This is a genomic window from Methanothrix harundinacea 6Ac (assembly GCF_000235565.1).
Taxonomy (GTDB): domain Archaea; phylum Halobacteriota; class Methanosarcinia; order Methanotrichales; family Methanotrichaceae; genus Methanocrinis; species Methanocrinis harundinaceus.
The window spans coordinates 576,511-601,476 of record NC_017527.1 but is presented as its reverse complement, the minus strand read 5'-3'; the positions used below and the strand labels follow the sequence as shown (position 1 = coordinate 601,476).

General features: G+C 60.6%; 19 protein-coding genes. 13 read left to right on the top strand and 6 right to left on the bottom strand.

The window, feature by feature from the left end; translation table 11 throughout:
• The 3 genes from MHAR_RS03010 (at position 1) to MHAR_RS03000 (ending at position 2,673) form a co-directional block, all read left to right on the top strand.
• The gene (locus MHAR_RS03010) at positions 1–1,428 is read left to right on the top strand and encodes a 2-oxoacid:acceptor oxidoreductase family protein (RefSeq protein ID WP_014586146.1); all 1,428 of its coding nucleotides are present in this window, start codon (positions 1–3) and stop codon (positions 1,426–1,428) included.
• A gap of 300 nt (positions 1,429–1,728) precedes the next feature.
• Positions 1,729–2,175 (top strand): hypothetical protein, encoded by a 447-nt coding sequence (locus MHAR_RS03005; protein WP_143763248.1) that lies wholly within the window; start codon positions 1,729–1,731, stop codon positions 2,173–2,175.
• 6 nt (positions 2,176–2,181) lie between these two features.
• On the top strand, positions 2,182–2,673 hold the full coding sequence (locus tag MHAR_RS03000) for a hypothetical protein (RefSeq protein WP_014586145.1): 492 nt from the start codon (positions 2,182–2,184) through the stop codon (positions 2,671–2,673).
• A gap of 156 nt (positions 2,674–2,829) precedes the next feature.
• Here the strand turns inward: MHAR_RS03000 and MHAR_RS02995 are convergent, their stop codons facing one another.
• Entirely contained in the window at positions 2,830–3,372 is a 543-nt protein-coding gene (locus MHAR_RS02995; protein ID WP_014586144.1) for an imidazoleglycerol-phosphate dehydratase, read from the bottom strand.
• Between the two features lie 163 nt (positions 3,373–3,535).
• Here MHAR_RS02995 and MHAR_RS02990 point away from each other — a divergent pair, with 163 nt between their 5' ends.
• Genes MHAR_RS02990 through MHAR_RS02980 form a run of 3 tightly spaced genes read left to right on the top strand, consistent with a single transcriptional unit; the run spans position 3,536 to position 6,394 of the window.
• On the top strand, positions 3,536–4,606 hold the full coding sequence (locus MHAR_RS02990) for a formate--phosphoribosylaminoimidazolecarboxamide ligase (RefSeq protein WP_048144299.1): 1,071 nt from the start codon (positions 3,536–3,538) through the stop codon (positions 4,604–4,606).
• Positions 4,607–4,658: 52 nt separating this feature from the next.
• The gene (locus MHAR_RS02985) at positions 4,659–5,849 is read left to right on the top strand and encodes a sugar phosphate isomerase (RefSeq protein WP_014586142.1); all 1,191 of its coding nucleotides are present in this window, start codon (positions 4,659–4,661) and stop codon (positions 5,847–5,849) included.
• Positions 5,846–6,394, top strand: a complete 549-nt coding sequence (locus MHAR_RS02980) for a YfcE family phosphodiesterase (protein ID WP_014586141.1) — start codon at positions 5,846–5,848, stop codon at positions 6,392–6,394. The genes MHAR_RS02985 and MHAR_RS02980 overlap by 4 nt, the downstream gene beginning before the upstream one ends.
• A 72-nt stretch (positions 6,395–6,466) precedes the next feature.
• On the opposite strand, the gene MHAR_RS02975 is transcribed toward MHAR_RS02980, so the two are convergent.
• On the bottom strand, positions 6,467–7,684 hold the full coding sequence (locus tag MHAR_RS02975; protein ID WP_014586140.1) for a hypothetical protein: 1,218 nt from the start codon (positions 7,682–7,684) through the stop codon (positions 6,467–6,469).
• Between the two features lie 229 nt (positions 7,685–7,913).
• On the opposite strand from MHAR_RS02975, the gene MHAR_RS02970 reads away from it, so the two are divergent.
• Positions 7,914–8,594: a hypothetical protein gene (locus tag MHAR_RS02970; protein WP_014586139.1), complete on the top strand. Its 681-nt coding sequence runs from the start codon at positions 7,914–7,916 to the stop codon at positions 8,592–8,594.
• Positions 8,595–8,657: 63 nt separating this feature from the next.
• Positions 8,658–9,815 carry a pentapeptide repeat-containing protein gene (locus MHAR_RS02965; protein WP_014586138.1) on the top strand — a complete coding sequence of 386 codons (1,158 nt, stop codon included), beginning with the start codon at positions 8,658–8,660 and terminating at the stop codon, positions 9,813–9,815.
• A 40-nt stretch (positions 9,816–9,855) separates the two neighbouring features.
• On the opposite strand, the gene MHAR_RS02960 is transcribed toward MHAR_RS02965, so the two are convergent.
• From MHAR_RS02960 to MHAR_RS02950, 3 genes are all read right to left on the bottom strand, one after another.
• A complete protein-coding gene (locus MHAR_RS02960; RefSeq protein ID WP_081472249.1) occupies positions 9,856–11,529 on the bottom strand; it encodes a right-handed parallel beta-helix repeat-containing protein in 1,674 nt (557 codons plus the stop codon).
• Between the two features lie 123 nt (positions 11,530–11,652).
• A complete protein-coding gene (locus tag MHAR_RS02955) occupies positions 11,653–13,326 on the bottom strand; it encodes a right-handed parallel beta-helix repeat-containing protein (RefSeq protein ID WP_014586136.1) in 1,674 nt (557 codons plus the stop codon).
• A 305-nt stretch (positions 13,327–13,631) separates the two neighbouring features.
• Entirely contained in the window at positions 13,632–14,642 is a 1,011-nt protein-coding gene (locus MHAR_RS02950; protein WP_014586135.1) for a hypothetical protein, read from the bottom strand.
• A 515-nt stretch (positions 14,643–15,157) separates the two neighbouring features.
• Here MHAR_RS02950 and MHAR_RS13200 point away from each other — a divergent pair.
• From MHAR_RS13200 to MHAR_RS02930, 4 genes are all read left to right on the top strand, one after another.
• Entirely contained in the window at positions 15,158–15,610 is a 453-nt protein-coding gene (locus MHAR_RS13200; RefSeq protein ID WP_014586134.1) for a hypothetical protein, read from the top strand.
• A 142-nt stretch (positions 15,611–15,752) separates the two neighbouring features.
• A complete protein-coding gene (locus MHAR_RS02940) occupies positions 15,753–17,312 on the top strand; it encodes a PKD domain-containing protein (RefSeq protein ID WP_187287844.1) in 1,560 nt (519 codons plus the stop codon).
• 22 nt (positions 17,313–17,334) lie between these two features.
• Positions 17,335–22,833: a DUF7507 domain-containing protein gene (locus MHAR_RS02935; RefSeq protein ID WP_014586132.1), complete on the top strand. Its 5,499-nt coding sequence runs from the start codon at positions 17,335–17,337 to the stop codon at positions 22,831–22,833.
• 332 nt (positions 22,834–23,165) lie between these two features.
• Complete coding sequence (locus tag MHAR_RS02930; RefSeq protein ID WP_143763247.1) at positions 23,166–23,537, top strand: hypothetical protein; 372 nt, start codon at positions 23,166–23,168, stop codon at positions 23,535–23,537.
• 91 nt (positions 23,538–23,628) lie between these two features.
• Here the strand turns inward: MHAR_RS02930 and MHAR_RS02925 are convergent, their stop codons facing one another.
• Entirely contained in the window at positions 23,629–23,988 is a 360-nt protein-coding gene (locus tag MHAR_RS02925) for a winged helix-turn-helix transcriptional regulator (protein ID WP_014586130.1), read from the bottom strand.
• 89 nt (positions 23,989–24,077) lie between these two features.
• Between MHAR_RS02925 and MHAR_RS02920 the strand changes: the two genes are divergently transcribed.
• Positions 24,078–24,914: a DUF166 domain-containing protein gene (locus MHAR_RS02920; protein WP_014586129.1), complete on the top strand. Its 837-nt coding sequence runs from the start codon at positions 24,078–24,080 to the stop codon at positions 24,912–24,914.
• The last annotated feature ends 52 nt before the right edge of the window (positions 24,915–24,966 follow it).

Sequence of the window (24,966 nt, the reverse complement as noted above, 5' to 3'; positions counted from 1 at the left end):
ATGGCCGCGAAGGAGAAGGTCATCGGACCTCTGGGATTCTACAGCACCTTTGAGAGGAAGGGGGGCTCCGCCCCCACCGCCACCCATTACTGTCCGGGGTGCGGCCACGGGATACTCCACAAGATCATAGCCGACACCATGGCGGAGCTCGATATCCAGGACCGGTGCGTCGTCATGAGCCCCGTCGGATGCTCGGTCTTCGCCTACTACTACCTCGACTGCGGCCACGTCCAGGCTGCCCACGGGAGGGCTCCGGCGATCGCTACAGGGCTGTCAAGGGCCGAGGACGACGCCATCCTCATCTCCTACCAGGGGGACGGGGACCTAGCCTCCATCGGCCTCAACGAGACGGTCCAGGCCGCTAACCGGGGGGAGAAGATGGCGGTCTTCTTCGTCAACAACACCGTCTACGGGATGACCGGAGGACAGATGGCCCCGACGACTCTGGTGGGGGAGGTGACGGCGACGACCCCCGCGGGGAGGGACCCCCGGGACTCCGGATATCCGATCCACCTCTGCGAGCTCCTCGACACCCTCCGGGCCCCCGTCTTCATCGAGCGGGTCTCCCTCTCGAACATAAATCACATAAGAAGGGCCCGGCGGGCGGTCAGAAGGGCTCTTGAGATCCAGCGGGATAAGAAGGGGTACGCCTTCGTCGAGTTCCTCTCCCCCTGCCCCACCATCCTGAGGATGGACGCTAGGGGGATCGAGCGGTTCATCAACGAGGAGATGGAGCGGGAGTTCCCCCTGAAGAGGTTCCGGGACCTATCGAGCGAGACGGAGCCGATCGAGAGGAGGGAGTCCGACTTCACCAAAGCCGCCCTCGACCGGATCTTCGGCCTCGCCGGGGAGGTGGAGGTGGAGGTCCTGCCAGACCCCGCCTTCGAGACGAAGGGGGTGAAGATCGCGGGCTTCGGAGGCCAGGGGGTCCTCAGCATGGGACTCGCCCTCGCCCAGGCGGCGTACCGATCAGGCCGCTTCGTCTCCTGGTACCCCGACTACGGCCCGGAGCAGAGGGGGGGGACCTCGAACTGCTCCGTCGTCATCTCCGGCGAGAGGGTAGGCTCGCCGGTGGTCGACCGGCCCGACATCCTCGTCGCCTTCAACCGGCCGTCCCTGGAGAAGTTCGCCGCCGACGTCCCGAAGGGGGGCCTCATCCTCTACGACGCCCTCGCCGGAGCCTTCGAGCCTCCGGAGGGGGTCACCGCCATCCCCGTCCCGGCGACGGAGATAGCCCTCTCCCGAGGGGTGGAGCAGGCGACCAACACCGCCATGTTCGGGGCCCTGATGGAGAGGGGAAACCTGGGGCTTCCCCGGGAGGCCTTCGGCGGGGCTTTCGAGAGGACCTTCGCCAAGAAGCCGAAGCTGATACCCCTCAACCTGGAGATCCTGGAGGCGGGGGCTATGAGCGTCAGGCCGGATCTCTGAAGTAGCCGTAGATCCGCCGCCCGACCGAGAAGCCCCTTTCTGGAGGGGTTCCAGGGCGGGCGGATATCTCTTCTTCATCCTCCTCCTCCGCCGGATCGGCGCCGGAGGAGGGCCGACGGACCTCCCCGAGAGGGGAGGATCGGCGTCCTCTGCCACCAAGGAGGAACGGCAGGGGATCTGAGGGGCGGTCGCTCCGCCGGCGAGTACCAAAAAATACAAATATGACCGACGCCTAACTATGATTACTTCAAGCAATGAAGGGGTGAGACCATAAAGAAATTTGCTGCGCTATTAGTCTTGGTGGCGGCTTTCTTCGCCGTCCCAGCCATGGCAGACTGTACCGGGCCTGACTGCCTCTGTGGCTTCCAGGCTGTGGACTTCTCCTTGGGCGACTGGCCTGCTAACGCGAACGTGAAGCTCGTCAGCTCAGGAGAGCAGCGTGCCTTTGCCTTTTGGAATGGACAGGCCTTCAACGATCTGAAGGTTGAGAACGACCAGAATGCAGGAATGCTGTATCAGGAAGGCTTCCCGAAGCCGGCGTGTGCCTCCACTTTGGGCACCTGTACCGCCGCGGACCAGATGGGATGGGATACCAGGGTCGTAAACATAGAGAGAGTCTCCTCTGGTAACCAGTTCGCTACCGCCACCGGTGGAGCGATCGCCAGAAACAGCATATCCGTTTGCGCTACCCAGGGCGCTGCTGCGGGCTGTGATTGCTGCGACTGTGATACATTCATCGCCCAATAGGATACAATGGAGATAAAATGGCAGCTCATCAGCCTGGCGCTGATGAGCATGCTTCTCATTTTTGGTTCTTCTGCCGCTGTAGATTGGGACGCTTCGATAGCGGAGCGGGAATATCCAGACTCCTTAAACCGGGTTAGGAATTATCACGATGACTTCGCCAGGGGCGGCACCTCCGCCAAGCTCGGAACCACGATCCTGAGCGATTTGACCAACGGCAGCACCATCGGCACCTCCACCATCCAGGATCTGACCGGCTTCTCCATCTTCGACGATGATGAAGATGATGAGACCTTCCAGGGCGTCGTGGCCATCAACACCGAAAGGGGAAGGACCGTCACCGGCCGGGGAGAGTTCGGATCGGTCCCGACGGACGTCAACTACATGGACATCGACGTCAGAAACATCATCGTCATATCCATTAACACCGCCAGGGGCGGAAACGCCATCGCGACCTCCGAGATCGTCATCAAGCCGACCCAGCAGTCAGGCTTCCGGTAGACCCGACGCCGCCGCAGGATCTTCTAGTCTTCCTCTTATAGCATCCCTTCTGCGCGGGAGAGCCTCTGCCTCCTGATGAGGGGCCTTTCGCCTCGTCTTATTTCGACCGGAGGCGTCTGTCGTCCGCCTCGGAAGGAGCGGTGATGAGATGCGATCTCATTTATTTCCCGGATCGCCGCACCCGTCCTCTACCGCCCTCCTGAGGGCCCGACCGAGGGCGGTGGCGAGGGCCTCCACCTTCTGCCAGTCGTCGCCTCCCGAGGCCCTCAGATGGAGGGTGAGCCCGCCGTTGTAGGCGAGGGTTCTCATGAAGTGGCCGAGGTTCTCAAGGTCCATCCCCTCCAGGGATCGCCGAGATATGTCGACCTCCTCCCGGTAACCCGTTGCCCCGAACCTGACGGCGGCGAAGGCGAGGGCCTCGCCGGAGGGGACGGAAGAGCTCCCGATCCCCGCCACCGCCACCTGGGCCAGGGCCTGGCCGAAGGAGATGGCGACGTCCTCGACGGTGTGGTGGTCTCCTGTCGGGAGGTCCCCTGAGGCCCTCACCCGGAGGTCGAACCCCGATCCCCTCGCCAGGAGCCTGAGGATCTCGTCGAGGAGGCGGACCCCCGTCTCCACCTCTGACGACCCCGACCCCTCGAGGTCGATGGAGACCTCGACCTTCGTCTCCGCGGTATCTCGCCTGAATGAAGCGCGCATGGTGAGGGGTCTATCCGAAGATATTTTAACTTATTCTGAGGAGCCGCCCCGGAACCCGGAAGTTCGGTGGATGTCGGGGCCCGAGATCTACCCCGGGGGATGGGACGGATCGAAGCCCTTATGTACCCCTGGATCATGTCGTTCCGTTCCAAAGGTTATCGATATGATAGATAAGAGCAAAATACAAGAAATTTTGGATGAGTATGACACAAAAGAGCTAACTATAGCTACAGTGTGCTCTCATAGCAGCCTCCAGATATTTCATGGGGCTCGCCAGAAGGGGTTCAGGACCCTGGGAATATGCCTCGGCAGGCCTCCTAAGTTCTACGACGCCTTCCCCCTGGCCAAGCCCGACACCTTCCTCAGCCTCGATAGCTACGGGGCCCTCCTGGGGGAGAGCGACCGGCTCGTCGAGGAGAACGCCATCGTCGTCCCCCACGGCTCCCTGGTGGAGTACCTGGGGACGGAGAGGTTCGAGGAGATGCCGGTCCCGACCTTCGGCAACCGGAGGTCCCTAGCCTGGGAGAGCGACCGGGAGATGGAGCGGGAGTGGCTCCTCAAGGCGGGGATCGACCTCCCTCGGAGGTTTGCGACCCCCGAGGAGATCGACAGGCCCGTCATCGTCAAGTACCACGGCGCCAAGGGCGGCAAGGGCTTCTTCATATCCAAGAGCAAGGGCGAATACCTGAGCAAGGTCGACGCCACCCAGCGGCACACCATCCAGGAGTTCATCCTGGGAACCCGGTACTACATCCACTACTTCTACTCGCCGATCCGGTCCCACGGCTACACCCTGAGCAAGGGGACCCTGGAGATGCTGGGGATCGACCGGCGGGTCGAGAGCAACGCCGACGAGATCTTCAGGATCGGCTCCATGGACGAGCTGGAGGCGGCGGGGATATTTCCAAGCTTCGTCGTCACCGGGAACATACCCCTCGTCCTGAGGGAGTCCCTCCTCCCCAAGGCCTTCGACCTGGGGGAGAGGGTCGTCGAGGCGTCTTTAGATCTCTTCGGAGGGATGATAGGCCCCTTCTGCCTGGAGACGATCGTCACCGACGACCTGAAGTTCAAGGTCTTCGAGATCTCAGCCCGGATCGTCGCCGGGACGAACGTCTTCATCAGCGGCTCCCCCTACTCCGACCTGATCGAGAGGGACCTCTCCAACGGGAAGAGGATAGCCCAGGAGATCAGCCTCGCCAGGGACCAGGGGAGGCTCTCGGAGATCATAAGCTAGCGGGCGAGGGCAAAGTTTTATTATCTTCCCCCCGCCTGACCTTTTCCCTTATATGGCAGGTCTCTTCGACACGTATAAAGACGCCACCGCCCTCCAGTGCTCCTTCGTCGAGAAGCTGACGAGGCTGGACCTGGAGAGCGTAAACGGCTTCGCCGATTCGCTGGCGTCGTTTTTGAGGTCAAAGGACGAGAAGAACTTCGTCTACGGCCTCGCGGCGGGGAGGAGCGCCCTCTCCCTCTACAGCTTCCTCCAGCTCCTCTACAACCACTTCAACGCCTTCCCCTGCACCATGGAGGACCCGGTCCAGAAGCACTTCCGGAGCACCAGGAAGAACCTGGGGATCGCGGTCTCGGGGTCGGGGGAGACCCCAGCAGTGAACAAGTACATCGAGGACATAATAAACCAGGGGGGGGATATCACCCTGATCACCGCCAACGAGGATGGCACCGCCCATCAGCTGGTGGAGAGGTACGAGAACGGATCGGTCCTGGTGATCAAGGGGAAGACGAAGTACGACCTGGACCTGACCAGGACCTCTAAGCTCTCTCCCATGGGGACGGAGTTCGAGCTGGAGGTCCTCGCCTTCCTCAACGCCGTCTTCAAGGAGGTCCAAAGCAGGATCGAAGGCGAGGAGAGCGGAGACTGCCAGAGGTATCTCTCCACCATCAAGGACTTTGCAGGCCAGTGCCATCTCATCTCAAAGGTGGACGAGGGGAGGCTCACCAGGTGGTTTGAGAGGCTCTTCCCCCGGAACGGCAGGTACATCATCGGCGGCGTGGGGAGGTCGGGGCTGGTGGCCCGGGCCTTCGAGATGAGGTTCACCCACCTCAACAAGACCAGCTACTGGGAGAGGGACTTCAACACCCCCAGCTTTCAGATCGGGGACGTCTACGTCCCCATCACCGGAAGCGGGAACACCTACGAGTGCCTCGAAGGGGTGAGGAGCGCCTTCAAGAGGGGGGCGGACGTCCTTCCTATCACGACTAACCCCACCTCGGAGCTGGTGGAGCTGATGGCCGAGAGGGGGAGGGAGGAGGATATCGCCTTCATACCCGTCTCCGAGGAGTACCTCGACCAGATCTGCGGAAGCAGGAGGACGACGAGCTGGCTCGTCTCGGAGTACAGCATGCACAGGTACCCGATATTCGAGATCAACGCCTCGATCTTCACCAACAGCGTCGTCGCCGTCGGCGCCGAGTTCCTGGGGATAGAAGAGGCGGGGATGAAAAGGCTCCACGCATGAAGAAGATCCTGGCGATCTCCGACACCCATCTCCAGGAGGGGGCGGGGGTGCCCAAGCCCCTCATCGACCTCTCGGGGGAGGCAGACCTGGTCCTCCACGCCGGGGACTTCGTCAGCCTCGAGGCGTACGAGGCCTTCCGAGACCTCGTCCCCTTCGAGGCGGTCTCGGGCAACTCCGACGATCCGGCGGTGGCGGCCCTCCTTCCTCAGAGGAGAGTGGTGGAGGTGGAGGAGGTGAGGATCGGCCTCGTCCACCGGCCCTCCTTCTCCGCCGACCTCCTGGGCGCCGACCTCCTGGCGAGGGAGATGGAGGCGGACGCCCTCGTCTTCGGCCACCTCCACAGGCCCCTCCTGGAGGGGGGAGACCGCCTCCTCATCTGCCCCGGAAGCCCCACGGAGCCCCGCCTATCGCCGCCGGCGGTGGCGGTGCTGGAGGTGGAGGGGGGGGAAGTCCGGGGGAGGATCGTCCCCCTGGGAAGGCCGGTCTGCGGCTACTTCAAGTTCGCGGAGGACCTCGCGGAGAGGTCGGTCCGGAGGAGCGGATAAAGACCCCAGCCCTCGCGGAGCGCCCCCCTCCGGCGATCGGCCCGAAACCCAAGAACCATTTCAGTTCCCCTTCTACTTCCGCCACCGATGGAAGGCCTCCAGGTCGTCGATGGCGATCCAGCCCGAGGCCCCCTCATCCCCATCGCCGACGGAGACCAGGAAGCGGAATTCTATGACGTTCCCGATCTCCTCGCAGATCCCCTCCGCCCCAGCCCCCCCGAACTCCTCGTATCGAGCCTCCATCCGGGCCCATTCCCCCGGGACTGCGCCCTCATCCCATAGGCGGCGATAGAGGCTGCCGTTTCCGTCGACGATCATCACCTCGAAGGCGGTGGGGTCTCCGCCGCCCCGGAAGTGGAAGGATAGGCCATCGGTTCCGGCGAGGTTGAGGCCGCCCTCCCCTGCCGTCGACGAGAAGACCTTGGCGATTCCAGCCACCCCTCCAGGGGAGAGGTCGAAGGAGATCCTGGTGGCGTCATCCACCACCCCCGGGACCGCCCTGATCCCCGAGATGGCAGAGCCCCTGCCGTCCTCGTAGGTGCTCCACCCCCCGGCCATAGAGTCGATGGCGAGGGGGGAGAGGACCGTGACGTCCAGAGAGGAGCTGACAGAACCTGCAAAGTTTCGGCCGGTGAGGGTGTAGGTGACGTTCTCCCGAGGCGCCGATCTCACCTCCCCCCGAAGGGGGACGGGGCCCACCCCCGGCCCCATATCGGCCTCCGTGGCGTTCTCGACGGACCATCGGAGGGTCACCTCCTCGCCCAGATCCAGGATGGAGGCATCCGCCTCGAAGAGCTCAATCTCGGGGAGAGGCCGGGTGGTGAAGGTCCATACCTCTCCCGGGGCCCGCTTTTTGATCCGGTTCTCGGCCACCACCTGCCATTGGTAGGCGGTGCCGGGGGCGAGGGGGGCCGTCAGGTTGATGGATAGGCTCTCCATCTCCCGGCCGCCGCGGGCCCTCCCCACCGGCGTCATATCCTCGCCGGCGGCCCCGAGAAGGAGATGGTAATCGATCCGGGAGTTGGGGTCAAGACCTATTGACGACAGGACCGGCGTCTCCGGACCCCCCCCGACCCACCAGAGAGGGGGGGATAGCCCTATGCCGGCGGTCTTCTCCGGGGGGCAGGGGGTCCCCGGCTCAGAGGGGGCCGGCGCCAGGGCGTACCCCAGGAGGAGGAAGAAAAGAATCGCCACGATCCCCCACCTCGACCGCCTCCCCTGAAGTAGCCCGTCTACCTTCTCGGCGGCCGCCATGAGGGCTTCAAAGGAGCCGTCGATGAGGCCGGTCATACCTCGTCCTCCATCCTGACCATCTCCTCCGGTCTCCTCTGATCAGATCGGCCTCGGAGGGGTATATACTTTCCCGGCCACGGCGGCGGGATCTGACCCGCGATCCCCCCCCGACAAAGCCGCGGGAGGGGTACGATCCTGAGGAAGAGCGGGGCGGGACTCCATCGGGGATGTATTTTATATCTCCGGATCCATATCTCCATGATCTAATGCCGGTGGCTGGAGAGAATTGAGCTTCATTCGATGGGATCTGAAGGTGGCCCTTATAATCCTGTATCTGGTGGTCATCTCGGGCACGTCTAGCGGAACCGAGGTGAACGACCTCTGGCTCCTCATATCCAGCTACGAGGACATCGGGATCACCGTCAACGACCTCGCCTTCTTCCTCGCGACCCACGGATACAACTCCACCCCCATGAGGAGCTACGTGACGGTGACCTTCTCCGACGGCGAAAAGGCCTACCTCACCCCCAACGGCGCAGCTCCCAGGCTCGCTGACCTCTGGTCGGAGCCGCCGACCCCCACGGGGCCGGTGAGGGTGATCCTCCCCGACGCCATCCAGAGGAACGCGACGTTTGAGAAGACCGGTAACAGCAAGTTCATTCGAGATGTGACGAGGCAGGTGATCTTTCCTGTGACGCCCCTGGGGATGTGTTACGACGGATCGAAGAAGCTGGCCGATACCTATGAAAGTTTCAATTATAGAGTAAGATATATGTACGATCCGAGCGAATGGGATTGGCAGGGGCACCTCTGGATCCTAGTCGAAGATGGCGACCGGCCAGACTTATGGATAGCCGTGGACAGCTACTACGGCGTCATGACGGATTATGAATATTACACCGCTCCGTACAGCTTCGAGGGGTTTGAGCACCTCGACGCGATAAACCCGGAATGGAGATTGGGATGATCTTTACCCACAGAAGCTCAGTACTGCAGTCAAAAAGGGCCACAGATTAAGCGAGATGTCGATATGATTGAAATCCGGATCGGGATCATCAGGTCGCTCGATTTTATCTTAGCGATATTGCTCATCCTCTCCCTCTGCGGCGAAGGCTCGATGGACGACAGGATATCCGATAGGTGCGACCTCAGGTCCGCCGACCTCTCGGGCCGAGACCTGGTGGGGGCCCATCTGAACCAGTCAGATCTCTCCGGCGCCGACCTCTCGGGAGCAGACCTCAGGGACGCATACCTCAGGTCCACATGGCTCCTCGGCGCAAACCTCAAGAAGGCCAACCTAGCCGGGGCGGACCTCTCCGGCGCAGACCTCTCGGAGGCGGACCTCTCGGAGGTGGACCTCTCAGAGGCGAAGCTCTGGGGGGCGAAGATATCGGGGGCGAGCCTCGTCGACGCCACCCTCACCAAGGCCGATCTGACGAGGACGGACATCACCGATGCCGACCTCACCGGGGCGGAGATGACGAACGCCCGGCTCTTCCGGGCAGACCTCACCGGAGCGACGATGACCGGAGTTTACCTGATCGGCGGCAACTTCGTCGGAGCCCACATGAACTGGGCGGAGATGAGAGGAAGCTACCTCAACCGCGGCCAGTTCTCCAGGGCCGAGTTCTACGGGACCGACCTCTCCGGCTCCGACCTCTCCGACTCCGACTTCTCGAGGGCATACCTGATGCGGGCAAACCTCAGCGACGCGAACCTTAACTGGGCCCTCTTCGCCTACGCCGACCTGACGGAGGCGAAGCTATCTCGTTCTACCCTCCGGGGAACGAAGCTATCCTACGCGGACTTGACCGGCGCCGACCTCTCGGGGGCCGACCTGACCGACGCCGACCTCACCGCCATCCGGCTTATAAAGTCGAACCTAAGCAACACCAAGATGGGCCGGGCTTACCTCCAGGGGCTCGACCTCCGGGGGGTGGACCTATCGGGGGCTTATCTGAGGGATGCCACCATCGACAGGACCTACCTCACCGACGCCAACCTGACGGGGGCCGACCTCCGGGGCGCCACCCTCTCGTCGGTGGAGATGACGGGGGCGGACCTCGCGGGGGCGAACCTCATCCGGGCGAAGGTCGACCAGTTCACCCTAGTATCCCTCTCGAAGGCGAATCTGGAGGGGACCCTCTTGGACGAAGAGCTGAAGAGGGATATAGAGGCTATAAAGTGAGAGGGGGGCCCCGCCTTAGGGGCCCTTCCCCCATCCGATCCTACCGGCCGAGGATGACGTGGTAGTCAACGAAGGGCCTGTGGTCCAGGGTGATCAGACCCCTATGGCCACGGATCTCGTAGGGCTCCGCGCAGACCATCGTTCCGATCATCTCACGGCACTCGAAGTCGCTGTAGTAGTTGCCGGCCCACCGGTTGCCGCCGTTGTCCCGCCCATTGAACTTCTTGTTGTCGATCAGGCCGTTGGACATGACGAGGTTGAACTCCCCATCGAAGAGGTATATCCCTCCAAGCCCCGAGTTCTGGATCAGGTTCGAGAGGAAGAGGTTCTGGGCGCTCTGATCCAGAACCTGGATCCCGTACTCGCCGCTCCCCAGGATGTCGTTGTCTGAGACGATCGTCCCCGTCGATCTGATGATGTGGACCCCGTCGGCGGCGCTATTCGGGATCCTGTTGGACCAGATGTTGCTGTTGTCGCATCTGAAGAGGCGAATCCCGTCCCTCGTGCTGTTGACGATCTCGTTCTTCGAGACGACGACGTTATCGACCACCTCCAGACTCAAGCCGAAGCCGCTGTCTATTATCCTGTTCTCTACGATGGAGTTGTCGGAGGAGTACCGGATGATGAGGGCGGTCGAGTGGTTATCGATCTCGTTCGCCTGGACGAAGTTTGAGTCGCTCTCGTCGAATACGATGCCGTATCTCTTGTTCTCCGATAAGTTGTTGTAGATCACCATGTTCCGTTTGCTATCCAGCCGGAGGGATATGCCGCTCTCCCGATTGCTCCGGACGACGTTATGGGAGATGGTGTTGTAGCTCGCCCCGAGGATCGAGATGCCGTCGAGGTCGTTGTTCAATACGGAGTTCCAGGCCATGACGTTGTTGTCGCCTGAATCGACGTTGATCCCCATCCCGTCGCACCCCTCGATGGCGTTCGAGGCTATCATGATGCTGAAGGACCGGTAGATGTCGATCCCGCTATTCATGCAGTCCCGGATCCGATTTCCGACCAAGATGTTGTTGTTGGAATCCACCAGGTACACCCCGTTGTCGGCGTTGCTGTGGATCGAGTTGGAGGTGAGCTCGCTGCCGGTGGAGGAGGCTATGGTGACGCCGTCGGCGCCGTTCCCCCAGATATCGCTGTTTGAGACCCAGTTGTCATGGGATCTCTCGATGAAGACTCCGTACCCGTTATTGCTGATGTTGTTCTTTGCGATGCGGCTCTCGTTCACCCCGGCGAGCCGGATCCCCGCCTTGAAGTTGTCATGGATCCGGTTGTTAGAGATCAGATGATCCGAGGAGTTCAGGACGCAGATGCCGTGGCTCGTTGAGCCGTATATGGTGTTGTTCATGATCCTGGAGCCGTCCGAGAGGACGAGGACCGACCCCGAATTGCAGGAGTCGTTGGTGCATCCGCCGATGATGAAACCGTCCAGGACGACGCCGCTCGCATTTATAGTTATGATGGGGGAGGTCGCATTGCAGCCCTCGACGAGGGGCATCCCCTCTCCCCGGAGAGTGATGGGCCGATCGACGACGAGGTTCTCCCCGTAAGTGCCGTTCAGGACGACTATCTCGTCGCCGATCTCGGAAGCGTCTATGGCGTCCTGGATCTTCCAGAAGTCCTTGGTGCCAGAGCTGTCGACCTGGAGGGCTCCGGCTCCGGGGCCGACCAGGATCAGGATCAGCAATACCGCTGTTGGCCATCTGTACATGAGAATCACTCACCCTTATGGTCAGTCGCTCTTTATCAGTCTGCTCATTTCAGTTCAAATATGAGATTATATTTTTAGGATTTCCGGCGATGGGGGATTGGGGGGCTTCTGCCCCCCCCCGGCTCATCTCCCCAGGGCGACGTTGGGGTCGCTGAAGGCCCTCCGGTCGAGGGTGACCGCCCCCCTCTGGCCGCGGACCTCGAAGGGCTCGGTGCATAGAACCTGCCAGAATGTCTCCTCGCACTGATGATCGCTGTAGTAGTTCCCGTCCCACAGGTTGCCGCCATTATCCCAGCCGTTGAACTTCTTGTTATCGATCAGGGCGTTGAAGGAGGCGAGGTTGAACTCCCCCTCGAAGAGGTAGATTCCGCCCAGGGCCGAGTCCTGGATCAGGTTTGCCAAGAGGAGGTTCTGGGTGCTCTGATCCAGGATCTGGACGCCGTACTCGCCGCTCCTCAGGATGTCGTTGTCCGATACGATCGTCGCCGTCGATCGGATTATGTGGATCCCGTCGGCGGCGCTGTCCAGGATCCTGTTCGCCCATATCTTGCTGTGGTCGCATCTATTGAGGCTGATGCCGTCTCTTGAGCTGTTCGCGATCTCGTTCTTCGAGACGACCACGTTATCGACCATCTCCAGACTCAAGCCGAAGCCGTTATCCCGGACGACGTTCTCGACGACGGAGTTCCCGGCGGAGTATCTCATGACGATGCCGTTGGTGTTGTGGTGGATCTGGTTCTCCTGGACGGAGTTCAGGTTGCTCTCGTCCAAGATCAGGCCGTACCTCTTGTTCTCCGATATGGTGTTGTTCGCTATCATGCTGTTTCTGCTATCCCGGCGGAGGGAGATGCCGTTGTCCCGGTTCTTCTCGACGACGTTGTTGGAGATGGTGCTGTGGTCAGATCCGAGGATGGAAACCCCGTTGATGTCGTTGGCTGATAGGAAGTTCCGGTTGACGACGATGTTGTCCGTCTCGTCGAGGTTGATCCCCATCTCGCCGCACCTCTCGATGGTGTTGAAGACGATCAGAGTGCTGAAGGACCTCACGACGTCGATCCCGCTATTTCTGCAGTCCTGGATGGTGTTTGCCACGATTATGTTGTTCTTCGAATCGAGGTGGTATACCCCGTTCTCAGAGTTGTTGTGGATCTCGTTTCCGGTGATCTGCTGGCCTGAAGAGGCGACGATGGCGATTCCATCGGCACCGTTGGCACTGATATCGTTATATGCGATCACAGCCCCCTCGGATGCCTCGATGTAGATTCCGTATCCGTTCCCGCGGATCTCGTTATCGGAGATCTGGCTCGAGTTCGCCCCGGCGAGCTGGATCCCGGCCCTGAAGTTGTCGTGGATCCGGTTCTTAGAGATCAGGTGACCCGATGAGTTGAGGAGAGAGATGCCGTGGCTCATTGAGCCGTATATGGTGTTGTTCAGGATCTTGCAGCCGTCCGAGAGGACGCTGACCGAGGCTGAATCGCAGGAGTCGTTGGTGCATCCGGCGATGATAAAACCGTCCAGGACGACGCCGCTCGCATTTATAGTTATGACGGGGGAGGTCGCATTGCAGCCCTCGACGAGGGGCATCCCCTCTCCCCGCAGGGTGATGGGCCAATCGACGACGAGGCTCTCCGCATAAGTGCCATTTTTGACGACTATCTCGTCGCCCGCCTCGGAGGCGTCTATGGCGTCCTGGATCTTCGAGAAGTCCTTGGTGCCAGAGCCGTCGACCTGGAGGGCTCCGGCTCCGAAGTCGACGAGGATCAGGATAAGGATTATCGGAGTTTGCCATCGGATCATGATAATCACTCACCCTTATGGTCAGTAACTCTTTATTAATTTACTCATATTCCTGGTGACACAAGAAACCGGCATCTTATGGATTTGAGGGCGTGAGCCGCCCCGGCCCACCACCACCGGACCGCTTCATGGGAGGCCTTCTGCTGGGCCCCTTCATAATGCTCTGCCGCCATTTTTGGGCTTGGGAGGAGAGACGGCGGAGAGAAGTCGATCCGCACCAGGAGGATGTGATGCCCACGAAGGGCGGAAAAAAGGTCATCCCCCGGCTCGGGGATGGTCGCCTCGCCGCCCCTCTAAAGCCACCATTATGACCAGGTGCCTTCAGCTTCGGTGGCATTGGCCTCTATATCGTCGATGACGGTGATCGTGGCATTGATCCCGTCTTCGCCTTCACCGCATTCGGGACACTCCTCCGGGGCGGCCGCTTCTGGCAGCTCTGATGCGTCCTGGACCCCGGACCTGGCCATCTCCACCAGCTGGATCGTGGTGACGAAGGTGGCATTCTGGGAGATGGCGTAATCCATGAACCTATTGAGGGCATCCAGATACTCTCCGGAGCCGGAGACGGTGTTGGTCAGGCTCACCACCATCGGCTCGTCTTTTCCCTCGATCTCATCGAACTTGCCGACGAGGGCGGCGTACCACTCATCTCCATCCATTCCGGCATCGGAGAAGCTGCCGTCATGGAGGACGACCCGATCCCCCGATAGGTCGAGGGTGCTCACCGGGACGGCGAGGAAGTTGTGCCCCTCCACCGGGTAGGGCCAGACATCGTTCTCATGGCCGGGCTCGAAGAGAAGCCCTGCCTGGAATCCGGCACTGTACTCGATCTCTAGGAGGTCCAGGGCATCGTACGTATCCTCATTCTGATCGAAGGACTGGGGCATGAAGCCCCTCGCGTTTATGACGTTGGTCCCGCAGACGACGGTGGACTCGACGTACCTCTTGGAGGTCTCTAACAGCCGGCTCTGCTCCAGATAGGAGAGGTCGCTGAGCTTCTCATCGGAGTGCTTGCCGGACATGGCGAACTCGAACTCCGACTCGAGGCCCATGCGGGTGAGCCGGATTCGGCCCCTAGTGTCTATGAAATCTTGGGTAGAGAAGATCGTGGCGACGAGGTCTCTGCTGGATATATTGGTGTAAAGATTTACAAGTCCAATCTCCCCAGCTTTCTTCTCCTCCGCCGTCGCCTCTGGCGGGACGCCAGCCGTGATCATCAGGTTGACTATCGTCGGCTGGTCCGACGCTTGCGCCGAGCCGAAGATTGCGATGATGGATACAAGGGCTATCAATGTGGATGCCAATCGGACTGCCATAGTTCATTCACCTCATCCGTCGATGACTGCAAACGTATCTTAACCTCATCATACGATACGATACTACAAAAACTCTTCGAGGGATGGCTATATAATTCATCGAAGCGATATCCTTATTTAGGAAAGGAGCGCCTCTTAAAAAGTCGGTGGGCAATATTGCCCGGAGATGAGAGGTGCGGGATAGGAGCCGGAGGGATGGCTTCTACCATCCGATTCTGGAGGGATGAGAGGTGAAGAAGATGCGTCTTAGGATAGAGATCTGGGCCCTGGTCATAGTGGGCGCCATTGCCCTGGCGGCGCCCTCTGCAGGTGTGGCGGTCCCAAGCTGTACGCCCAGCAGCTGGGCGAATGTATTCGTCAACCAACACGTGGAGCTCCAAGCGGATCCCGATGACAGTACCACCTACTTTTACGATTGGTCAGCGTCTTCAGGAGTGACGTTTCTCGATCCTCCTGGGGTAGTAGATAACACCAAATCAGCGATTACGTCGCCCGCCACGGCTGGAGATTACACGGTGGACGTGATCATAACGAACCAGATGGCACCCGCATGTTCGGCTCAGAACTGTTTTGGTCTGAGGGTGTACGAATGCTGCCCAGATGCTGAAACGGACTATTGTACCAGCAATAAGGATACATGGTGCTGGTACGACTCCTGCGGCACCGCAGCTCCCTTCACCCCGTCCAGATCAATCGGGTTTGAGTGGTACATCAACGGTGCCGAGACCCCCGTCAGCACGGAGCCATGTTACTCCCCCGACTTCCTCAATGATGGATACGATCTGCCATCAAAAGAGGCCCCCACCAAGCCCCAGAAGGTGACGATGAAGATCGTTCAGGATCTGACCGGTTCGGAGTACGGGGCAAAGCATCACTCTGATCCGTATGTGCTTTACGAGTGCGACCTCGAGTTCAACCTCCACTGGGATCCGGAGGGCGAGGTGACGGTATCGGTGGCTTTCAGCTGAAGGCTCCGCCGAAGCTAGCGCGACATTCGGTCGCCAGCTTCAATATTTTTATCATCATATACAGGAAACTAAAAACTCTATTTTTCCGAAGGATATGGTAGAGGACAGAAGAGATGAGACCAGAGATGTGGAGGCAGGCGGCGTGAAGAGTAGATCGATTGCGTACATCTTAGTCATCCTCGGGATCTCTCAGGCCCTGCTGGCGGATGGGCAGTCGAGCTGGGACCCGTGGTGCAACTATCCCGGAGGCTCCTGTACTGCCAATGATATTTCCGTCACCAGGGTCTACCTCGCCCAGAACTCCCCGAGTTCGGTGACCCTCATGGGGACCTTCAGCCTGAATCTGGCCACCGATAGATATTGCCCCTACTCCGTGGTGGACATATACCGAGGGGACGGGGTGACTCCCATAAAATTGAAGCACGTCACCTGGCTTACCACCCTCTCGGGAGGGACGTCCCCCCAGGAGATCCCCCTTGCAACGATAACTCGCCCCCCCGATGAGCCTATAGTGTTAAAAAATATATACGTCCAGTGGTCTGCGAGCAAGTCCACATGCGGCGATAACTGTAACAATTATCAGTCCTCTAAATGCTATAAGGACCCAGGTCCTCTGGTCGTCCCAGCTTCGCTCATCGCCAACTTTTCGGGCTTCAATGTCTGCCTTGGAGGATCGATCCAGTTCACCGACCTGACCACCGGGGGCTACAAGCCCTACGCCTCGTCGGTCTGGACCTTCGGCGACGCCACCACCTACAGCTGCTCTTCAGCCTCTCCCTGCAACCCCCCTCCCAAAACCTACGCCTCTCCAGGAAGATATACGGTCACCCTGAGGGTGACGGACAATAAAGGCGTAGTCTCGACGAAATCCCAGAGCTACTACGTCTGGGCCCCCCCGGTTGCAGACTTCAGCTACGCCCAGGGGTGCGGGTTCGAAGTTCAGTTCTCGGACCTCTCGACGGCAACGCCAACGGCCGACGTCATGCCGACGATCACGGCGCAGAGCTGGGATTTCGACGGCGGCGGCGCTATAGATAGCTCAATGCAGAGCCCCGAGTACACCTTCCCGGCCCCGGGGACCTATCCCGTTCGGCTCACCGTAACGGACTCGCATGGATGCACCGGCTTCATAGTCAAGGATGTCACCGTAAATCCAGCAGTTCAAGCGACGGCAGGATCAAACTCTCCCGTCTGTGAGGGATCGACGATCAACTTGTATGGCGGCCCCGACGGCCTGATCAGCTACTCCTGGACCGGCCCCGAGGGGTTCGCGAGCAGCCTGCAGAACACCACCATCTATCCTGCCACCCTGGCCAACGCTGGGACTTATACGCTGAAGGTCGTCGATGAAGAAGGCTGCGAGACCGAAGCGAAGACGACGGTCCTGGTTCAGAGGAGGCCGGCGGTCTCGGCGGGGGCGGACCTCTACATATGCGAGACGGAAGAGCAGATCCTGATAGCTGGGTCGAATTCGGGTGGTCCTGCCACATACCTCTGGACGACTTCGGGCACAGGCCACTTTGAGCCGGATGGGGGGCTCAGCACCCGCTACCACCCCAGCGATGGGGACAGGGAGGCGGGGAGGGTTAATATCACCCTGACGGCCGTCGGGATTGGCCCCTGCGGCACCTTCAGCACAAGCGATGATATGACGCTATCGATCTTGAAAGTTCCTGAGGCATCGATAAATGTGGCCTTCTGAGGATATGGGCCGAGGAGGACCGATGGAGATGGAAACGAACTCCCTTCTTATGGGAAGTGATCGGATAACTCGCCGTTCTGGGAAGAGAGGGGCGATATCTCCTTTCACCTTCGCATTGCTTCTAATTATATTCCTCCTCTTTCCAGGGGTCTACGCAGAGGTTCCGGCCGCTTATTATGCTGGCGAGACCTATACGTTCACCACCGACTTAGATCCTGATCTTTTCATCTTCGACTGGGAGGCTTCCTGCTGCAGCGATCCTGCCTGCTGTGATGATCCGAGCTGCTGTGGGACAAAAAGCTGCGGCAGCCATGAGGGGGCATCTGGCCACCAGTTCGTATGGACGGCCCCCGATGTGAACTGCCCCACCAACGTCACCGTTTCGGTCCTCGCCGGAGTCAAGGCCTACCCCGCATGTAATGGCCTCGCTCTGATCAACTTAACCATCCAGCCCCAGACCTGCAGCATCACCGTCATCAAGGAGACGGAGCCGTTGGGGGACCCGGAGGCCTTCAACCTCCGCCTCTCATACGGCCCGACCGAGTTCACCCTGGCAGGGGGTGAGGCCGAGACGTTCGGAGGCCTCCCTCCGGGAAGCTACGTCATTGGAGAGGAGGAGGCGTTGGGCTGGGACCTATCCAGCATCGGGGTGGAGGGGGCGGCATCGGCCCAGTACAGCTCCGACGCCACCAGCTGGCACGACGACTTCTCCTCGGGGGACGGTTTCATAAAAGTTACCATCGCCCCTGGAGAGACGGCGAGGGTGAACTTCACCAACATTAAGCTCGGATCCATCGTGGTCGGGAAGGTCACAGAGCCGAAAGGGTCTGGCGAGGTCTTCGAGTTTGAGGCGAGCTACGCCGACCAAAAAATCCTCCTCAAGGACGGCGAGACGAACGCGTCGGTACTTCTGGTGCCTGGAACCTACACCATTGAAGAGATCATCCCCGAGGGCTGGACTCTCGCGGATATAAACGGGGCCGCCTCCATCGAGGGATCAAAAGCCACCGTCAACCTAGGCCCAGGGGAGACGGCGACGGTGAACTTCACCAACATTAAGCTCGGATCCATCGTGGTCGGGAAGGTCACAGAGCAGAAAGGGTCTGGCGAGGTCTTCGAGTTTGCTGCAAGCTACGCCGACCAAAAGATCCTCCTAAAGGATGGCGAGACGAACGCATCGGGACTTCTGGTGCCTGGAACCTACACCATTGAAGAGATCATCCCCGAAGGCTGGACCCTCGCGGATGTAAACGGAGCCGCCTCCATCGAGGGATCTAAAGCCACCGTCGACCTCGGCCCTGGAGAGACGGCGACGGTGAACTTCATAAACAAGAGGGGAGGCTCCGTCGAGGTCACCAAGGTCGTAAACTGGAGCAGCTATCCCTTTGACCATAGGGCGCTCGTTGATACCGGTTTTGAGATCTGCATCGAGAACGAGTCCTGGAAGAGCTGCAAAACCGTGGGCTCCGATGGCGGGGTCCTCGCCTGGAACGACCTCGCTCCGGGAGTCTACAACGTCTCCGAGAAGGAGAACGGCCTCGTCTGGACGGTCACCGTCGAGGGGTCTCCCTTCATCATAGATGGGCTGACTGATGCTGTAAAGCAGGTAATGATCACCAACGAATACACCGATCCTGAGCAGCTCAACCCCGGGTTGGAGGTCACCAAGACGGCGTCACCGACCGCGGGGGTTCCGCATACGGAGGTCACCTTCACCATCGTGGTGAGAAACACCGGGAAAGTCCCCCTGGCCCTCGAGGTGAACGACACCCTCCCCGCGGGGATGAGCTACATCTCCGCCTCCCCAGCCCCCGACAGGGTCATAGAGAACGCCGACGGGACGACGGAGATCTTCTGGGATGGCCTCGGAGCTCTGGGACCCGGGAACGAGACGACGATCCTGGTCGTCGCCGAGATCGGGGAGGATATACCAACGTCCGCCCCGTCGGCGGAGGGGCTGACGGTCCTCGGATCCTCCGACCTCGGCACGGGTGCTGATCTGGCCGGAGAAGAGGTCCTCTGGGTCCAGCAGGTCGGCCGGGGAGGCCTCGCCGATACCATCGAGGGGCTGATCTGGCTGAGGGTGAGGCTGGAGGTGGAGATGGCGAAGATGATCGAGCTATCGAGGAGGTTCGATCCAGGATCGACAGGCGTCGTCTTCGACGAGCGGGAGGGGGACCTTCCGGGAGTTCTCGTCAAAAACTACACCCGCCCCGCCACCGATGAGCGGCTCGTCCTCTTCGTCGACGCCGCGGGAAATATCACCAGATCGGAGTACTACAACCCGGAGATGGACTCGGTCCTCACCTCGGAGTACGGGGCCGACGGCGCCCTCGTCGCCGAGAGCCTCCTATCGGTCTCGATGTTGGAGAGGCTGAGGATAGACTACGATACTCCGGCCCCCGGGTACAGGACCAGGACGGTGACGGACTACAAGACCGGAGACACCCTCATCGAGAGGGTAGACCCGACGGGGGAGGTGATCCAGAGGGACTACCGGAGGACCCCGGGGATCCCCAAGGAGAAGCAGTTCCGGCTCCGAAACGCCGTAACCGCTGCCGGCAGATCTGACCGGGGTGATGTCACCGACTCCGACTACGCCGACGTGACCGTCGCCTACCTCTCGGAGCTGAGGCTGACGAAAGTGGCATCACCGATACCGGCAGCCGTCGGGACCGTCATCACCTATTCCTACGCCGTCGAGAACGTCGGCGGCACCACCATAGCGAACATCACCCTCTTCGACGACCGCCTCGACCGGCTCATCGACCTCAACAGGACGACCCTGAAGCCCGACGAGGCCGCCGGCGGGACCGCCGATTACACCGTCGTCACCGCCGACCTGCCGGGCCCCATCGAGAACAAAGCGACGGTGACCGGCACCGACCCCCAGGGGGACGAGATCGCGGATGAGGATACCGCCACCGTACCCCTCTACGCCTTCGCTGCAGATATCGACCTCATCAAGACCCCCGACAGGACCAACGTGACGGTGGGGGAGGTGGTTACCTACTCCTTCGTCGTCCAGAACGTCGGGATCGCCCCCGTCGAAGGCCTCCTCCTGTACGACGATCGGCTCGACCGCTTCATCGAGCTGAACAGGACAGCCCTGAAGCCCGGCGAGATCGCCGTCGGGACCGCCGATTACACTATCCTCCCCGAAGACATTCCTCGGGTCGTCAACAACGCGACGGTGACGGGGGTGGCGGTAAGCGAGATGGACGATAGCGAGCAGCCCGTCTCCGCCGAGGACTCCGCCGTGGTCAATGTAACCGGGGCGGATAATAAAACGAAGCCACCATCAGACCTCACCGTCACCAAAACCGCCCTCCAGAAGGCCGTGAGGCCGGGGGACGAGGTGACGTACAACATCACCGTCTGCGGCCCGGCGGGGACGCGGGTGAATGTTCGAGACCTATTCGACCGGCCGGTGGAGTTCGTATGTGCCGAGCCCCGGCCGTTGAAGATCGGCGATCGGTGGCAGGAGTGGAATTTGACACTACCTGGTGGAAACAACACCACCTGCGCCACCATCATCCTCCACATCAAGACCCTGAGGAAGGAGTTCACCTTCGAGATGGAGCAGGGGGTCTCCGGGGAGGGGTTCGTCAAGGTCGCGAACGACTACAATACGGAACCGCCATCGTACACCCTCACCAACGTCGTCACGGCCACGGATTTGAACAAAACCAACAATACGGACACGGATACAGAGACCGTCCTCGTCTCCGAGGCCGGTACGGAGCTCTCCACCCGGGAGCACGGCTCCGGGAGATACGACAGCGATGAGGTCCTCCGGATGAGGACCGAGAATAAGTCCATCTCGATGGAGAAGGAGGTCTCCGCCGCCTACGCCCCCACCACCCTCGGCCTCTACAACGGGAGGGTCCTCGATTACTCGTCCCGATGGAGCCAGGAGGCGAGGGCCAAAAACCGCGTCACTGGAGCCTCGATGACCGAATCCTACCGGTACGCCACCTCCATCGACCGGGAGTCGAGGATCTTCCTCGACAGGAACGAGTCGGTGATGGAGATAGACGCCGAGTTCGATGGGGTGGCCCAGTTCGGCTTCTTCAAGATGCCGTCCAACTCCTCCGGCCCGAGATCGAAACCCACCTTCGAGATGGAAGAGAGTTATGCAGGAAGCTTCAAGGTCCTCCAGAGGGTCGACGAGTACGGCCGGGGCGTCTCCTACGAGAAGTCAGCTTCGGGCTCGGGCCTCGTCGTCGGAGATAGAAGAGTAGGGTCATCTCAGAGGTCCTACGAGGCCGGGGCCGGATCCTACGAATCCGAGGAGATCATCGAGACCGGCACCAACTACATCGCCAAGGATATCAACGTCACCAGCGCCCCTGCGTCCCTGAACCTCACCAACTCCACGAATATCAACGCCGCCATGAGATGGAAGGAGGGGATCTACTCCAGGGCGGAGGGGGTGAGCTACATCGGCGAGGAGTACTACTCCATCGACCGGCTCGAACGGGAGGCGACCTTCCGGGGGCTGAACGATCTATCATCGGAGGCCGATTTCTCCGGAGCTGCCCGGTACAGGGTCGTCGTGGCCAACAGGTCCAAAGGGGCCGGCTCTGAGGGGGAGGGGGACCTGCCCCTCATCGATTACGACGAGGTCTACTCCGGGGACTACTCCGTGGCGAGGAAGATCGTCCTCTCCGGCGTCCCCAAGTACGACCACCCCCACCTATCCATATCCAAGATCGGCGAGGCCGATAAGAACTCCAGCCAGGTCAGGTACGCCATCACAGTGACCAACGACGGGAACGCTCCCCTCGAGGATATAACCGTCGAGGACGTATTCCCACCGAGGACCTCGTACATCAGCTCGTCTCTCAGGCCGGAGATAGCCGCCGATAGGGCGGTATGGAGCGTTTCGCCCCTTGGGGCCGGAGGGAGATTCGAGATCGAGCTCGTCCTCGAAGTCATAGAGGACGGCGGATCCCTAGTAAACGTCGTCAAGGCGACGGCCAGCGCCGGGAACGATACCCACCTCACCGCCAGCAACTTCTCCGTCCTGGAGGCGGGGTGGCTATCCTGCTGCCCCGCCGAGATCTTCGCGAGCAAGACCGGGTCCGTCGACCCCGTCCTCGAGAACATCATAACCTACAGGCTGACGGTCCAGAACCTCCAGAACGAGACGGTGGTGGCCAACATCGTCGACACCCTCCCCTCCGGGTTATCCCTCCTCGGGGCTTCAGTCATGCCGGCAGAGTACGACCGGTCCCGGGGTAGGATAAGCTGGGTCATCGCGGACCTGAACCCCCGGGAGGTGAGGACGATCGAGTACCTAGTCGAGGCCCGGACCCGGGGAAGGTTCCTGAACGTCGCGGAGGTCGAGGCGTACACCCTCGGAGGGACGGAGCTTGGGATCGTATCCATCTCCGCCGTCGTCGATGTCGGAGACTTCGAGGAGGCTGAGGAGGTCCCGGCGGGGTGGATGCCCCCGGACTGGGAGCTCAAGTACAGCCCCATGACGTACGATATGACCTGCGAGGGGCCCGGATAGCCGGAGGAGACGGGCCTCTCGAAACCGAGCTGAAGATACCGGAGAGGGAGCAGAAGCCCGAGGAGATGATGACGAAGGTCGAGGTGAAGGGACGGCGTCTCTTTTGGGGGCATCTAGCCCCCCTATAATTATTATTTAAAACCTTTTTCCGTGGTTTTCTGCGGCAAAGTCGCTAAGCTTCCCCCCATTCGACGAGCCCGACCCAAATTTGATATCCAGATATGCTTCGACCACCATTTGCCTGAGGTCTTCTTCGGATTGAACAGGCAAAAAAAGGTTAACTATTAAAGGAGGAAACGAGAAAGCTGTGCTAAAATCTAAGGAGGCGGACTATGAACAGAGTTTTTTGGATCGTGGCAATGGCGGCCCTTCTCGGGACCACCGCGGAGGCGTTCGATCTGACGGGAGACTGGGGGGCGGAAGGCGCGAATATCTACATCCGACAGGTGAACGATACCGTCTGGTGGTACGCCGAGAACTCCGCCGAGGAGCCGACCTGGACGAGCGTCGCCTTCGGGACCGTCGAGGGCGACACGGTGAGCGTGAACTGGGCCGACGTGCCGAAGGGGAACGCCACCATAATGGGAACGGCCGTCCTCAAGGTCTTATCCGAGGATGAGCTTCAGCTGGTGGACCAGACCGGCGGGTTTGGCGGCGAGGACTGGGAGGGGCTCAAGCTTTTGAGGATCAAGAGCGGTTTCTGATCCCAACCCATGGGACGCACCGCTCTTCTATTTATCATCCCATCGCCTGCCCTTTTACAAGCAAGATGCCATCGATGCGACAGGCATCGGATCACAGGACGCACTCGGAGCAGTCCTGGCAGCTGCACTCGATGTTCGTGATCTTCCACTTGAGGGCCCACCGCTTCATCTCCTTGACAATCTCGACGATCTCAAGGCCGCTCTCCGTCAGGGAGTACTCGGCTCTGGCGGGAAAGGAGCGGCCGTCGAACCTCCTCTTCACGAGCCCCTCCCGCTCCAGCTCCTTCAGCCGCGCCGACAGGACCTTCGGGGTGATCCCGGAAAGGCAGCTCTTCAGCTCGCTGAACCTCCTCACGTGCCCCTCGCCCTTGTAGAGCTCCAGAAGGACGAGGAGGGTCCACTTCCGGGCGATGTACCTGACGGTCCTGTTGACGGTGCAGCCTTCCTGCATGGTATCCTCGTAGAAACCTTCTAGCCTATATACGTTGGTATCCTAAGTATATCATGAACGGGTCCAGATGCCCTGCCAGGAGCTAAATCATGAAGGTCGTGGTCCTCTACAACGGCGAGTTCGGGCGAACCCTGATAGGAAACCTGATCAACTTCTCGGGGTTCTGCATATCCTGCGGCGACGGCTGCACCCTCTGCAAGGCCGGCAAGTACAGCCTCGCCGAGGACCTCTTATCCGTCATCGAGATGCCCGACCCCGAGGGCCTCGAAGACTTCATCGACGACGTATCTCCCTACATCCCCGCCGAGATCCCCGAGGCGGATATCGCCATCGTCGTCCACGTCCACCCCGACATCATATTCGGCCTCCTCTCCATCCTGAAAGAAAAAGGGTACAAAGGGATCATTGGAGGGTCCGAGATGCCCAAGGACCTGCCCCTGGGCCTCCGGACCCAGCTGGCCGAGGAGGCGAGAAGGATGGGCCTGGAGGCCGCCTTCGCCAAGCCCTTCTGCGCCCTCAGGCCCGACCCGGCCACCCCTGCCATAAACGCCTTCATGCAGAAGGCCCACTTCGGCGAGCCCGAGATCGAGATCGTAGCTCAGGAGAGCCGGCCGGGAAAGGAGACGATCCTCGCCGCCAACGTCGTCCGCAGCGCCCCGTGCGGATCCACCTGGTACGTGGCCAAGAGGATGGCGGGACTCGAGACCGACCAGCCCGACCTCCGGGAGAGGATAGCCGAGGCCCACCACGCATACCCATGCACCGCCAGCATGGAGCAGGACCCAGAGCTGAAAGACACCATCCTGCACAGGGCGGGATACATCATCCGCGAGGCCGTCGAGGACGCCATAAAGAGGGAAAAGAGGGCGGAGCCGAGGGATTCGGGGACCTTCTCGGGGGCGGCGAGGCCCAGGGCCGAAAGATGAGGTCGATTGGATAGTTTTGATATAGTAAAGATCGAGAATAGAGAGGAAAAGA